Origin of the sequence: Azospira sp. I13, from assembly GCF_003112695.1 — a bacterium.
Taxonomy (GTDB): domain Bacteria; phylum Pseudomonadota; class Gammaproteobacteria; order Burkholderiales; family Rhodocyclaceae; genus Azospira.
This window is the reverse complement of the sequence record NZ_BFBP01000013.1, coordinates 1-13,507: the sequence shown is the minus strand read 5'-3', so window position 1 is coordinate 13,507 and position 13,507 is coordinate 1. Positions and strand designations below refer to the sequence as shown.

10 protein-coding genes are annotated in these 13,507 nt (G+C 65.8%); 5 read left to right on the top strand and 5 right to left on the bottom strand.

Translation table 11 applies throughout. From position 1 onward, the window contains the following. The first annotated feature begins 28 nt into the window (after window positions 1-28). Both AZSI13_RS12895 and AZSI13_RS12890 read left to right on the top strand, forming a co-directional pair. Entirely contained in the window at window positions 29-1,156 is a 1,128-nt protein-coding gene (locus AZSI13_RS12895; RefSeq protein WP_109041586.1) for a two-component system response regulator, read from the top strand. Beyond that, window positions 1,117-4,767: a response regulator gene (locus tag AZSI13_RS12890; RefSeq protein WP_109041585.1), complete on the top strand. Its 3,651-nt coding sequence runs from the start codon at window positions 1,117-1,119 to the stop codon at window positions 4,765-4,767. The genes AZSI13_RS12895 and AZSI13_RS12890 overlap by 40 nt, the downstream gene beginning before the upstream one ends. Window positions 4,768-4,865: 98 nt before the next feature. On the opposite strand, the gene AZSI13_RS12885 is transcribed toward AZSI13_RS12890, so the two are convergent. The 3 genes from AZSI13_RS12885 to AZSI13_RS12875 all read right to left on the bottom strand — a co-directional run bounded on the left by AZSI13_RS12885 (window position 4,866) and on the right by AZSI13_RS12875 (window position 7,819). Beyond that, window positions 4,866-5,261 (bottom strand): c-type cytochrome, encoded by a 396-nt coding sequence (locus AZSI13_RS12885; RefSeq protein WP_109041584.1) that lies wholly within the window; start codon window positions 5,259-5,261, stop codon window positions 4,866-4,868. A 377-nt stretch (window positions 5,262-5,638) separates the two neighbouring features. Next, window positions 5,639-7,054 (bottom strand): cytochrome c oxidase accessory protein CcoG, encoded by a 1,416-nt coding sequence (gene ccoG / locus AZSI13_RS12880; RefSeq protein WP_109041583.1) that lies wholly within the window; start codon window positions 7,052-7,054, stop codon window positions 5,639-5,641. A gap of 24 nt (window positions 7,055-7,078) precedes the next feature. Next, window positions 7,079-7,819 (bottom strand): MBL fold metallo-hydrolase, encoded by a 741-nt coding sequence (locus AZSI13_RS12875; protein WP_165833515.1) that lies wholly within the window; start codon window positions 7,817-7,819, stop codon window positions 7,079-7,081. Window positions 7,820-8,109: 290 nt separating this feature from the next. Here AZSI13_RS12875 and AZSI13_RS12870 point away from each other — a divergent pair, with 290 nt between their 5' ends. Then, window positions 8,110-9,474 (top strand): sigma-54-dependent Fis family transcriptional regulator, encoded by a 1,365-nt coding sequence (locus tag AZSI13_RS12870; protein WP_109041581.1) that lies wholly within the window; start codon window positions 8,110-8,112, stop codon window positions 9,472-9,474. Here AZSI13_RS12870 and AZSI13_RS12865 read toward each other — a convergent pair. Beyond that, entirely contained in the window at window positions 9,471-10,004 is a 534-nt protein-coding gene (locus tag AZSI13_RS12865; protein WP_109041580.1) for a YqaA family protein, read from the bottom strand. The two genes, AZSI13_RS12870 and AZSI13_RS12865, sit on opposite strands and share 4 nt — an antisense overlap. A 7-nt stretch (window positions 10,005-10,011) precedes the next feature. Next, on the bottom strand, window positions 10,012-10,515 hold the full coding sequence (locus tag AZSI13_RS12860) for a TlpA disulfide reductase family protein (protein WP_109041579.1): 504 nt from the start codon (window positions 10,513-10,515) through the stop codon (window positions 10,012-10,014). 33 nt (window positions 10,516-10,548) lie between these two features. On the opposite strand from AZSI13_RS12860, the gene AZSI13_RS12855 reads away from it, so the two are divergent. Both AZSI13_RS12855 and AZSI13_RS12850 read left to right on the top strand, forming a co-directional pair. Next, on the top strand, window positions 10,549-11,238 hold the full coding sequence (locus AZSI13_RS12855; RefSeq protein WP_235609771.1) for a DUF4197 domain-containing protein: 690 nt from the start codon (window positions 10,549-10,551) through the stop codon (window positions 11,236-11,238). Between the two features lie 101 nt (window positions 11,239-11,339). Continuing rightward, on the top strand, window positions 11,340-13,349 hold the full coding sequence (locus AZSI13_RS12850; RefSeq protein ID WP_109041577.1) for a UvrD-helicase domain-containing protein: 2,010 nt from the start codon (window positions 11,340-11,342) through the stop codon (window positions 13,347-13,349). Window positions 13,350-13,507: the final 158 nt, after the last annotated feature.

The following is a 13,507-nucleotide window of genomic DNA, read 5'->3' as shown; positions in this document are numbered from 1 at the left end:
CACAAATCCTCCCGAGAAGCGCGGCGCCATGGGCGAACACGACTCCCCCCTCCCTCCCGCAACCGGGGAAAAGAAGACCATTCTGGTGGTCGATGACACCAAGGAAAACCTGACGGTCATCGGCGAACTGCTGCAACCCTACTTCCGGGTGCGGGTGGCCAATAGCGGTGAGCGGGCACTACGGGTGGCGCGCAGCGAGCCTCGCCCGGACCTCGTCCTGCTCGACGTGATGATGCCGGAGATGGACGGCTACGCAGTGCTCGTCGAATTGCGCAGCGATCCGGCCACCCGGGACATTCCGGTGATTTTCGTCACCGCCATGGACGGCGACGAGGACGAAGAATACGGCCTGTCCCTCGGGGCGGTGGATTACATCACCAAACCCATCCGTCTGGCTATCCTCCTGGCCCGGGTCCGTACCCAGCTGGAACTGGCCCAGGCCCGCAACTGGCTGCGCAACCAGAACGGCTACCTGGAACAGGAGGTGCTGCGGCGCCTGCGGGAAAACGAGCTGATCAAGGATATCAGCCTGAATGCCCTGGCCCTGCTGGCGGAAAAGCGGGATTCGGAAACCGGCAACCACCTGCATCGCACCCAGGCCTATGTGGAGGCCCTGATGGAGGCGCTGCACACGCACCCCCGCTTCACCCATGCCCTGACACCCCGACAGCGTCCAGCCATCGCCAAGGCGGCGCCCCTTCACGATATCGGCAAGGTGGGCATTCCCGACCACATCCTGCTCAAGCCGGGCAAGCTCACCCCGGAAGAGTTCGAGATCATGAAGCAGCACAGCCACATCGGCGCCACCGCCATCGACGACGCCATCCAGCGGGTGTGGGACAACCCGAGCGACCACGGGCGCCTCGACGGGCCCCTGGCCTTTCTCGAAGTGGCCCGGCAGATCGCCCACTGCCACCATGAAAAATGGGATGGCTCCGGCTACCCCCAGGGCTTGGCAGGGGACGACATTCCCGTACCGGCCCGCCTCATGGCCCTGGCCGACGTCTTCGATGCCCTGACCTGCCGCCGCCACTACAAGCCGGCCTTTGCCATGGAGCAGGCGGTGGCCATCATCCGTGAGGGCCGTGGCCGGCATTTCGACCCGGATCTGCGGCATTGCCTCCCAACGCCGTGCAGGAGGCTCGGAACAAGGTGACGCAGCAACTGGCCGACATGGAAGCCCTGCTCAACCGCCTGGCAACCATCCCCGGCCTCAGCCCCGCCATTCGAGGGGAACTGCAGGAGGCTACCCAGCATTTCCGGGATTATCGGAAGTTCAGTCTGCTCGCCATCGACAGCATGGGCGGCCAGCGCGCCACCGCCGATCGCCACGTCAATCAGGCGGCCGAAAACTATCTGGCCTTTGCCGAGCACGCCCAGCGCATCAATCGCCAGCTCACCCGGCAGGCCCGTCAGCAACTGGCAGAGAATGGCCAGAAGATGGAAGACTACGTGCAGCGCTCCCTGGTGATCGGCACCCTGGGCGCCACCCTGATGGTGCTGCTGTGGTTCTTCATCACCTATTTCATGACCCGGCATCTGACGACCGTGCTGGAGTCCCTGCGCCGCCTGTCCGCCGAAGGGGAAAAGACGCCGGACTTGAAGGAGGTGGAATATCTGGCCCGCCTGCCGGGCAGCCTGCTCAACGACATCGCACGGGCGGTGCTGGCCTTCCGCGACGCCCTGGCTGCCCGGCGCCACATGCAGGAGGACCTGGAGGCCGAACGGCAGTTGCTCAGCGCCCTGTTCCAGGCCATTCCCGACCTGGTCTGGCTGAAGGACAAGGATGGCGTCTACCTGGCCTGCAACGCCCGCTTCGAAACCTTCTTCGGTCTCCCGGCGGTCGGCATCATCGGCCGCACCGATTACGACTTCGTCAGCCGGGAAGAAGCTGATTTCTTCCGCGCCAATGACCACCGGGCAGTGGCTGCCGGTAAGGCGGTGCAGAACGAAGAGTGGCTGACCTTCGCCAGCGACGGCCACCGGGAATTGGTGGAAACCATCAAGACTCCGGTATATGGGCGCGACGGCCAGGTCATCGGCATCCTCGGCGTGGCCCGGGACGTGACCGCTCTCAAGGAGGCCCTGGAAACCCTCAAGCGACGGGAAGAGATTTTCCACTCCATCGTCAACCAGGCGGCCATTGGCATAGTCCTGGTGGACACGGAAACCAAGCGTTTCGCCGAATTCAACGATGCCGCCTGCCTCGGCCTGGGCTATGACCGGGAGGAATTCGCCCGGCTCGACCTGTACACCCTGCAGGCCAGCAAGACCCGGGAGGAGGTGGATGCGCTGCTGGAAGAGATCATCCAGCAGCGCCAGGCAGCCTTCGAAAACCAGCGTCGGCACAAGGATGGCAGCGTCCGGGATTTCTGGATCACCATCCAGGTCATCCGCCTCAACGAGCGGGATTACCTATCCTCCATGTGGACCGACATCACCGGCCGCAAGGCCAGCGAGCGGGCCCTGCTGCGCTACCAGAACGAGCTGGAGGGGCTGGTGGCCGAGCGTACCGCCGAACTGGCCACCGCCAAGGAAGCCGCCGAGGCCGCCAACCGTTCCAAGAGCGCCTTCCTGGCCAACATGAGCCATGAGATTCGCACCCCGATGAATGCCATCATCGGCCTCGCCCATCTGCTGCATCGCGATGCCGACAACGAGCGGCAGCGCCTGCAACTGGAAAAGGTCACCACCGCCGCCCACCACCTGCTTAACATCATCAACGACATTCTCGACTTCTCGAAGATCGAGGCCGGCAAGATGGTCCTGGAGGTGGCGGACTTCGAGGTGGACCGGGTGGTGAACAACGTCTGCGCCCTGGTGGCGGAAAAGGCCGAAGCCAAGGGGCTGGAGATGGTGGTTGACATCGCCGACCTGCCGCCGGCCCTGCGGGGCGACGGCCTGCGCCTGGGCCAGGTGCTGCTCAACTTCGCCGGCAATGCGGTGAAATTCACCGAACGGGGCTGCGTCGTCATTCGCGGCAAGGTTTGCGAGCGGGAGGGGGCCCACCTGCGCATCCGCCTGGAAGTTAGCGACAGCGGCATCGGCCTCAGCCAAGCGCAGCAGGGGCGCCTCTTCCAGGCCTTCAGCCAGGCCGATGTCTCCACCACCCGCCAGTACGGCGGCACCGGCCTGGGCCTGGCCATTTCCCGCCGCCTCGCCGAGATGATGGGCGGCACGGTGGGAGTCGTCAGCCAGCCCGGCCAGGGCAGCACGTTCTGGATCGAAGCACCCTTCGGCCAAGTGGCCGCCCACGACCACCTGGAAGCGCCCCGCAGCCTGCCTGCCAACCTGCGGGCCCTGGCGGTGGATGACAGTCCAGATGCCCGGGAAGCCCTGGCCCATACCCTCACCGCCCTCGGCGCCCGGGCCGACACCGCCGCCTCCGGCCCCGCCGCCCTGGCCGCGGTGGAAGCGGCGGACCAGCTCGGCGACCCCTACCAACTGGTGCTGCTGGACTGGGTCATGCCCGACTGGGATGGGCTGGAAGTAGGCCGCCGCCTGCGCCGCCTCGCCCTCGGCAGCCAGCCCCAGCTGCTGCTGGTCAGCGTCTTCCGGGATTTCCCCCAGGAGCAGCTGGCCAGCGCCGACTTCGCTGCCTTCGTGCCCAAGCCGGTGACGCCGGCCGGTGTCCTGGCGGCCCTGGAGCGCACTTTCGGCCCACCCGTTTCACCGGCGAACAACCCGCTGCTGGCCATGGAAAAGCGCCTGGCCCGGCATCGTAACCAGCCCATCCTGCTGGCCGAGGACAACCCCCTCAACCAGGAAGTGGCCCTGGAACTGCTGCGGCATGTGGGCCTCGACGTGGACCTGGCGGAAAACGGCCAGGAAGCCGTGAACATGGCCCGGGCCAAGACCTATGCCCTAATCCTCATGGACATGCAGATGCCCTTCCTCGACGGACTGGAGGCGACACGGCAGATCCGTAGCCTGCCGGCCCACGCCCGGACGCCGATCCTGGCCATGACCGCCAATGCCTTCAGCGAAGACCGGGCCAACTGCCTCGCCGCCGGCATGAGCGACCATGTCGCCAAGCCGGTGGACCCGGACCAGCTCTACAGCACCCTGCTGCAATGGCTGCCCTCCCCGGTACTGCCCGCAGAGGATATGCCGCCGCTGGCCACGGCCCCCCAGTTGCCGGCAGCAGACCCGCAACTGGCCCGCCGGCTGGCCGCCTTGCCCGGCCTGGATATCGGCCGCGCCCTGCGCCTGGTGCGGGACCGCCAGCAACGCCTGGTGGAATTTCTCGGCCGCTTTCTGCAGGACCACGGCAGCGATGGCGACAGGATCGCCGCCGCCCTGGCCCAGGGCGATGCCGTCACGGCCAAGCGCCTGGCCCACACCCTCAAGGGCCTGGCCGGCACCCTCGGCCTGGTGCGCATCCAGAGCGAAGCCGCCGCCCTGGAAAGCGCCCTGGCCGGCCCCTCGGTGGAAACCGTGGCCGCCCGGCAACTGGAGCTGGATCAGGCGCTGAAGATATTTGGCCAGGCCATGGCCGACATCCTGGCCCAGCCCCCGGCTCCACCGGCCACTGTCAATTGGCCGGCCCTGCGCCAACAGTTGGGCTGCTTGCGCCAGCAACTGGCCGAAGACGACCTGATGGCCGCCACCACTTACCGGGAACTGGCCCCCGCCCTGATCCTTGCCCTGGGCCGCGACGATGGCGGGCTGGGCAGGCAGATCGACGATTTCGCCATGACCGAAGCCCTGGCGACCCTGGAAAACCTGACGCGGGGCGAGCCCCGCCTATGGGAAAGTCCGGGCTGAACCGGCGCCCTGGCCCGCTGCGAGCGGCAGCCCCGGGAGCCCGGTGAGCCCGGGTGCCGCCGATGGGCAACAGCCGCAGGGCGGCCCAGGGAAAGGGCTTATTGGGCGTTGCTGGAGTAACGGGCCGGCGGCTCGTCGAGGGAAAGTACCCATTCGGCCAGGGTCTGGGCTTCCTGCTCGCTCACCGCATTGGCCGGCATGCTTAGTTCGCCCCAGTTGCCCTTGCCTCCCTCCTTGATCTTGCGTGCCAGCTGGGCCACCACCTCGGGTGTGTGGGGGTATTTCTTGGCGATTTCCTGGTAGGAAGGGCCGATGCGCTTGCTATCCACCGTATGGCAGCCCAGGCAGCCGCGAAAGACGGCGATCTCGGCCCCCCGGGCCAGCTTGCCGCTGTCGCAGAATGCCCGTGCGGCGGAGGCGGAAGTGTTGTCGGCGGCCGTGGCGGCGAGGCAAAACAGGCTGGCCAGAATGGCCGAAAACAGCTGGTGTCGCATGGTGGCGCTCCCTCTGGTGGCCGGGACCCTCGTGAGGCCCGCGGTCCGGTGACTGGAAGCCGCAACATACGCCGCCAGCATCGACCTTAGCCATGACTTATTCCGCGAAATGCAGCGCCCCGCGGGAAAACCCTAAGAAAAATAGGTTTATTTGACGGAGCAGCCGGCAAGCGGGCTGCCATCCTCCCGTTTCATCCAGCCGCCCCTGAACGACGGCAAGCCCCCATGAAGGGGCAGCAGCAGCCCCGACATGACCGCCACAGGCAACGGTACAGTCCGGGGCGCAGGGGTCGTGGGGGTTGCGGGATCGCTGGGCAAAAAAAAGCCGGACCCGGCGGCGGCCGGACCCGGCAAGAGGAAGCCTCGGGAAGAGGCTTTCAGGGAAGCATGAATACGGCTTTTTCGTGGATGCGGATGTCGCTGCCATCCTCCGCTTCAATCTCGAACATGATCGGGTTGGAGCCCTTCTTGCCGGCATCGGGCGGCGCCTGCAGGGAGGTGGTGAGGGAGGTGGTGGTGGCGGCCGGCACTTCCACTTCGGCAGCCCCGGCGACGGTCATGCCTTCCAGGCCGGTCACTTTGATGCGGTAGCGATGGGGCTGCTCGTCGGTGTTCATGAAGCGCAGGGTGAAGGTGTTCTCGATCAAGCCCATGTCCGTCTCCCGGGCCAGGGCGCCGCGGTCGCGGATGACGTCCACCTTGAGGGGGATGCGATGGGCGATGAACCAGGCGGTGGCCAGGGTGATGGCCGCCAGGATGGCCGTGTACAGCAGGATGCGGGGCCGCACCACGTGGCCGAGGATTTCCTTCTTGCTCAGGTGCTGGGCCATGGCGTTTTCCGTCGAATAACGGATCAGGCCCCGGGGATAGTTCATCTTGTCCATCACCTCGTCGCAACCGTCGATACAGGCAGAACAGCCGATGCACTCGTATTGCAGGCCATCGCGGATGTCGATGCCAGTGGGGCAGACCTGCACGCAGATGCCGCAGTCCACGCAATCCCCCAGACCCTGGGCCTTGTAGTCGGCGCCCTTCTTGCGGGTGCCGCGGGATTCGCCGCGCTCCGGATCGTAGGTGATGATCAGGGTATCCGGGTCGAACATGACGCTCTGGAAGCGGGCGTAGGGGCACATGTACTTGCACACCTGTTCGCGCATGTAGCCGGCCATCAGGTAGGTGAAGCCACCGTAGAAGAAGATCCAGAAGGTTTCCCAGGGGCCGAAGGCAAAACTATGCACTTCTGCCAGCAGTTCGCTCATGGGCGTGAAATAGCCCACCAGGGTGAAGCCGGTGAACAGGGAGAGCACCAGCCAGAGGGCATGCTTGGTGACCTTGATGCGCAGTTTGCGGGCATTCAAGGGGCTCTTGTCCAGCTTGATGCGGGCCGGCCGGTCACCCTCGACCCAGTGCTCTATCCACACGAACAGTTCGGTATAGACCGTCTGGGGGCAGGCATAGCCGCAGAACAGGCGTCCAGCCACGGCCGTCACCAGGAACAGGCCGTAGGCCGAGATGATGAGCAGGATGGCCAGGTAGAAGACGTCCTGGGGCCACAGCACCAGGCCGAAGATGTAGAACTTGCGCTCCACCAGGTGGAAGAGCACGGCCTGGCGGTCATTCCACATCAGCCAGGGGGTGCCGTAGAAAATCAGCTGGGTGAACAGCACCAGGAAAATCCGCCAGTTGGCGAAACGGCCGCTGACGGCGCGGGTGTGGATGGTCCGGTGCTTTTCGTAAAGGCTGCCGCTATCGCCGTTGTCGGGCTGCGGCTTATCGGGGGCGCTGGCACTCATGAGTCACTTCCTCTCGGGCTTTAGTTAGTTATTCGTTGTGGTCGACAGGGTCGACGCCGCCGGGCTGGCCGGCCGTTGCAGCAGGCTGCCATCGCCGCCCTGGCGATTGGCTTCCAGCCGTGCCCGGGCCGACTCGCCGAGGGGCAGCTGGCGGTCCTGGGCAATGAATTCGTCGCGGCTGATGCCGCAGAACAGGGGATTGCCCTGGCGCTCTTCGCCAATGCAGCTGACCCGCCGCCCGTCCCGGTCATGGCCAGGGAAGAGCAGCAGTTCGTCAGGCAGGGGCAGCAGTTTCTTGGTGACGCTGTCGTAGTGGGTGCCCGGGTTGCCCCCCGGCTCGCCGGCGGCACCGCAGCCGCCGATGAGCAGGGCATCGCCGGTCAGCAGGCGGTCTTCCCAGCGCAGGGTGATGCAGCCCGGGGTATGCCCCGGGGTGGCCAGTACTTGCAACTGCAGGTCGGCAAAGGCCGGACAATCGCCGTCGGCCAGGCCCAGGGTAGCGGTGGCGATGCCGCTGGCCAGGCCGGCGGCGTAGGCGCAGCCGGTGTGGCGCACCAGGGTGCGGGCAGCAGAGAGATGGTCGCTGTGCAGGTGGGTGTCGATGACGCAGGCCAGGCGCAGCTCCAGTTCGGCCAGCAGCCCCAGGTAGAGCGGCGACTGGTCGGCCACCGGGTCCACCAGCACGGCGCTGTGGCTGGCCCGGGAGCCGATCAGGTAGGTATAGGTGGCGCTGCCGCTGTCCCGCAACTGCCGGAAAATGAACACGTGAAGCTCCTGCTGCATCCTGGTGGAAAGGTATGGGTGGAAGCCGATCGTGCCGCCATCGCCCGGAGGGGAGGGTGCCGTGTCGGAGAGGCTGCGGACAAGGCGGACGGACCAGCTTCCACTCATTCCATTACAAGAGTCGTGCCAGGCGCGACGGAACTAGGTAACCCGCTGTTTCACAAAGAAATAGCCAGGGGGAAGCGACTGTAGGTCATCGCGCCGCCCAGGTTAATTGCCATATTTGTCCGACATTTGTTGCGATGGCGCCATATTTGGCAGAAGATGGCACCATGGATTATTCAGCCAACCAGCTCCAGGAACTGATCTCCTTTCTCGACGGCCTGCCCGAGCCCCGCATCGTCATGGATGCGGACTACCGCATCGTCGCCGCCAACAAGGCTTACCGGCGGGAATACGCTAGCAGCCCCGGCGGTGGCGCGGCCTCCATCCTCGGGCGGCGCTGTTACGAGGTTTCCCACCACTTCACCGTGCCCTGCGACCAGGCCGGGGAATCCTGCCCCCTCAAGCTTTCCCAGGAAGAGGGCGCCTCCCGCCGTGTGCTGCACCTGCACCACACGCCCCGGGGCGAGGAACACGTGGATGTGGAAACCACCCCGGTACGGGACGAAAGCGGGCGCATCGTCTACTTCGTCGAAACCCTGCGCATGGTGCAGCAGGCTAGCAGCCGCCCGGCGGCCCAGGGCCTGGTAGGGCGCTCCGCTGCCTTCCAGCAGATGCTGGAAAAGGTGCTGCGGGTAGCCCCGGCCCAGGCCACCGTGCTGCTGCTGGGGGAAACGGGCACCGGCAAGGAACTGGTGGCGCGGGCGGTGCACGAGGCCAGCGGCCGGCGGGATGCGCCTTTTGTGGCGGTGGACTGCACCGGGTTGACGGAAAACCTCTTCGAGAGCGAACTGTTCGGCCATGAAAAGGGCGCCTTCACCGGTGCCGCCTTCCGCAAGCTGGGCCTGGTGGAATCGGCCAGCGGCGGTACCCTGTTCCTCGATGAAATCGGCGAACTGCCGCCGAGCCTGCAGGTGAAGTTGCTGCGCCTGCTGGAAACCGGCACCTACCGCCGGGTCGGCGGAGTGGATACCCTGCGCGCCGATTTCCGCCTAGTAGCCGCCACCCATCGGGATCTGGCGGCCATGGTGCGCAGCGAGCGCTTCCGCCGCGACCTCTATTACCGGCTCAACACCTTCCCCATCCACACCCCGTCCCTGGCCGAGCGGCGGGATGACATCCCCCTCCTCGCCCTGTCCCTGCTGGAACGGGTGGATCACCGGCCAGGCCGCCATTTCAGCGCCGACGCCCTGGCCTGGCTGGCCGAGCGAACCTGGGAGGGCAACATCCGGGAACTGCGCAACCTGATCGAGCGAGCCACCCTGATGAGCGATGGCGACGAGATCGGCGCCGCCCGCCTGGCCGAGGTGGCCGACGACGGCGGCAGCAGCCCGGTCGCCAGCAGCGGCGCGGTAGCCGATACGGCCTTCCGTGTCGACACCCCGGTGCCGCTGGAGGAACTGGAATCCCGCTACCTGGCCTGGCTGATGGCCCGGCCGGGGGCGGAGGTCCGCCTGTTGGCCCCGCGCCTGGGCATCAGCGAACGCACTCTCTACCGCAAACTGCGTCGCCCCCCGCCGCCAGGCGGGGCCTAGGGCCCGGGCCGACTGAGAAGCCGCTGGCTGAGCCAGGCGATGACCGCATACTTGCCGGCCTTGGCTGCCGTCACCACCACCAGCACGCCAAGCGGCGGCTGGTCCGCCAGGGCGCAGAGCACCAGCGCCGGCGTCTGGGGCAGGGGTGAGGCGGCGATGGCCCCCAGGGCCCAGACACCCCACTCCGCCACCCAATGGCTGACCCGGGCCAGGGCCTCGGCCTGAACGAGTTCAGGCCAGCGCAGGGCGATCTGCTGCCAGCCCAGGTGGTGAAAGACTTCCAGCAGCACCATGGCGCCCAGCCCGGAGGCCAGGCCGCTGCACAGGCTCAGGGCCAACCAGCGACGGGGCGCCAACAGGGTGGCGCTGATCAGGATGAGGGAAAAGGGAAAACTGAAGGTGACGGTGCACGCGAAAGCGAGCCCGGCCACGAACAGGGGAAAGAGGGGATGGCGGGCATGGTCGCCCAGATAGCGGGCCAGCCAGGGCGGCAACCGCGGCCGTAGCGGCTGCCAAAACCGGAATTCCATGGCGATCCTAAGGCGTTTCAGCCAGCAGTTTTTCCAGCACCGCCTGGTAACGGGCCGGGTCGGGCCGGCCGGGAATACGCTGGGCGATGCGCCCCTGGCGGTCAATCAGGAAGGTCAGGGGCGGATTGGCGCCCCCCAGGGCAAAGCCCCGGGCAACGCTGCCGTCGTCCTGCACCACCTTGAAGGGCAAGCTGTTGGCGTAGGCATAGCTGGCCACCTGGCGGGGCTGGTCATAGGCCATGGCAACGGCCAGGATTTCCAGCCCCTGGGCCTGGTGCCGACGATGCAGCCGGGCCAGCTCGGCCAGGGTGTGATCGCAGTCACTGCAGGTAGTCGCCCAGAAATGCACCGCCACCACCTTGCCGCGCAATTCCCCCAGGGAGAACTGGGGGCCGCCGAGTACCTTCAGTTCCAGGCTGGGGGCGCTCTGGCGCTTGGCAAAAAACCCGGCCATCACCGCGCCCATTGCGAGCACGGCGAGCAGCAGGATAAGCTTGTGGCCCCGGGACATGACAATCAGGAGTCGAGAATGGAGTTCGGAAAGATGATGAATCGCCTTGGCGGACGCTGCATTGTGGGCATTTTGGCTGCCCTTGTCATCAGCGGCCAGAGCCTGGCCCAGGTGAGCAACAGCGAGGCCACCTCCGGCCTCAAGGAAGCCCTGACCCGGGGCGCCGAAATGGCCGTCAGCCAGCTGGGGCAGACCAACGGCTTCCTCGGCAACGACAAGGTGCGCATTCCCCTGCCGGGCGCCCTGGAGGACGCGGCGGAGATGATGCACAAGTTCGGCATGGGCAAGCAGGCCGACGAGCTGATCGAAACCATGAACCGGGCAGCCGAGGCCGCCGTGGTGGAAGCCAAGCCCCTGCTGGTGAAGGCGGTGAAGGACATGAGCGTGAAGGATGCCCAGGGCATCCTCACCGGCGGTGACGACGCAGCTACCCAGTATTTCAAGCGCGCCACCTCGGAGCCCCTGGCCCAGAAATTCCTGCCGGTGGTGAAGAAGGCCACCGCCAAGGTGCAGCTGGCCGACAAGTACAACAAGTTTGCCGGCAAGGCCGCCAAGTTCAAGCTGATCGACGCCAAGGACGCCAACCTGGACGACTACGTCACCCGCAAGGCCCTGGATGGCCTCTACCTGATGATCGCCGAGCAGGAAAAAGCTATCCGCAAGGACCCCATTGGCACCGGCAGCAAGGTCATCAGCAAGGTGTTTGGCGGCCTTCTGAAGTAGTAAAATCTGCCGTACCGCATCCCACCTGCGCCCCGGTCTGCCGGGGCGTTTCGTTTTTCAGCCCGCCGCCTGCGACGCCACCTTCCGCCCCTGATCCTCCCATGTCCGGTCCCGTTCCCCTGCACAGCCTGAATCCGCCCCAGCGCGAAGCCATCCGCTATCTGGATGGGCCCCTGCTCGTCCTGGCTGGCGCCGGCTCCGGCAAGACCCGGGTGATCACCCAGAAGATTGCCTACCTGATCCAGGATTGCGGCATGAACCCGGCCAACATCGCCGCCATCACCTTCACCAACAAGGCGGCGCGGGAAATGCAGGAGCGGGTGGGCCAGATGCTGCAGGGCAGCTCCACCTCGGGCCTCACCATCTGCACCTTCCACTCCCTGGGGGTGCGCATCCTGCGGGAAGAGGCCAAGGCCCTGGGCTACAAGCCGAAGTTCTCCATCTTCGACTCCACCGACTGCTACGGCATCTTTGCCGACCTGTCGGCCAGCGTGGACAAGGCCACCATCCGCAACATCCAGTGGCTCGTCTCCGGCTGGAAGAACGCCATGAAGTCGCCGGACCAGGCTGCTGCCGAGGCAGCGAGCGAAATCGAGGCCCTGGCCGCCAAGGCTTACCGGGATTACGCCGCCACCCTCAAGGCCTACCAGGCGGTGGATTTCGACGACCTGATCCTGCTGCCTCTGCAGCTCTTCCAGGAACATCCGAAGATTCGCGACAAGTGGCAGAACCGCCTGCGCTACCTGCTAGTGGATGAATACCAGGACACCAACGCCTGCCAGTACCAACTGCTCAAACTGCTCACCGGCCCCCGGGCGATGTTCACCGCTGTGGGCGACGACGACCAGGCCATCTATGGCTGGCGAGGCGCCGACGTGGAAAACCTGCGGGGCCTGCCGCGGGATTATCCGAACCTGAAGATCATCATGCTGGAGCAGAACTACCGCTCCACGGTGCGCATCCTGCAGGCGGCCAACAATGTTATCGGCCACAACGAGAAGCTCTTCGAGAAAAAGCTGTGGTCCGACCTGGGCCACGGCGATCCGATTCGCGGCACCGTCTGCCGGGACAACGAGCACGAGGCGGAATCGGTGGTGATGAAGCTGCTGGCCAACAAGTTCGAGTGCCGCAACAAGTTCTCCGACTATGCCATCCTCTACCGCTCCAACCACCAGGCGCGCCTCTTCGAAACCCAGCTGCGCAACCACCGGGTGCCCTACGTCATGTCCGGCGGCACCAGCTTCTTCGAGAAGTCGGAAATCAAGGACGTCATCTCCTACCTGCGCCTGCTGGCCAACCAGGACGATGACCCGGCCTTCATCCGCGCCGTCACCACGCCCAAGCGGGGCGTCGGCGGTACCACCCTGGAGGCCCTCGGCACCTATGCCGGGGAACGCCACATCTCCCTCTTCGCCGCGGCCTTCGAGGAGGGCTTCGCCCAGCGCGTGTCGCACCGCCAGCTGGAACCCCTGCTGCAGTTCTGCGAGTTCATCAACCGGGTGGAACAACGGGCCCTGCGGGAGCCGGCCGGTGAGGTACTGAACGACCTGCTGAATGCCATCGGCTACGAAACCTGGCTCTACGACCACGAGGAAAGCCGGGCTGCCGAAAGCAAATGGAACAATGTGCGGGAATTCACCCAGTGGCTGGCCGGCAAGGGGGAGAAGGACGACAAGACCCTCATCGACCTGACCCAGACCATCGCCCTCATCAACATGCTGGACAAGCAGAACGAAGACAGCGAGTTCGACGCCGTGCAGCTCTCCACCCTCCACGCCTCGAAGGGGCTGGAGTACAAGCACGTTTTCCTGGTGGGCGTGGAAGAGGGCATCCTGCCCCACAGCAGCTCGGTGGAAAGCGGCACTATCGAGGAGGAGCGGCGCCTGATGTATGTCGGCATCACCCGGGCCAGGCAGAGCCTGCACCTCTCCTGGTGCGAACGACGTAAGCAGGGTCGGGAAATGTTCCCCTGCGACCCGTCCCGCTTCATTGCCGAAATGGGCGAAGACCTGCGGGTCAGCGGCGGCAAGACCACCGAGCCGCCAGACAAGGCCACCACCAAGGCCCGCTTCGCCAACCTGCGCAACATGCTGGGCAATAGCGAAAGCTGAGCCTGCTCCTCGCCGCCGACGCCGATCACAAAGCGTTACGGGGCGTTACCTTTCTCCTGCAAACCTTTGGGTCGGCGGCCGCGTTATTGGCTGCAAGGGGGCGAATTTCTCGCCACCGGAAACGAACAAAGCCCAACTTCTGGAGATAGACAAATGAC

Coding starts and splice junctions, on each gene's coding strand:
- AZSI13_RS12860 (WP_109041579.1), bottom strand. CDS start 10,515: ATGTCCCGGGGCCACAAGCTTATCCTGCTGCTCGCCGTGCTCGCAATG.
- AZSI13_RS12885 (WP_109041584.1), bottom strand. CDS start 5,261: ATGCGACACCAGCTGTTTTCGGCCATTCTGGCCAGCCTGTTTTGCCTC.
- ccoG (WP_109041583.1), bottom strand. CDS start 7,054: ATGAGTGCCAGCGCCCCCGATAAGCCGCAGCCCGACAACGGCGATAGC.
- AZSI13_RS12865 (WP_109041580.1), bottom strand. CDS start 10,004: ATGGAATTCCGGTTTTGGCAGCCGCTACGGCCGCGGTTGCCGCCCTGG.
- AZSI13_RS12850 (WP_109041577.1), top strand. CDS start 11,340: ATGTCCGGTCCCGTTCCCCTGCACAGCCTGAATCCGCCCCAGCGCGAA.
- AZSI13_RS12895 (WP_109041586.1), top strand. CDS start 29: ATGGGCGAACACGACTCCCCCCTCCCTCCCGCAACCGGGGAAAAGAAG.
- AZSI13_RS12855 (WP_235609771.1), top strand. CDS start 10,549: ATGATGAATCGCCTTGGCGGACGCTGCATTGTGGGCATTTTGGCTGCC.
- AZSI13_RS12870 (WP_109041581.1), top strand. CDS start 8,110: ATGGATTATTCAGCCAACCAGCTCCAGGAACTGATCTCCTTTCTCGAC.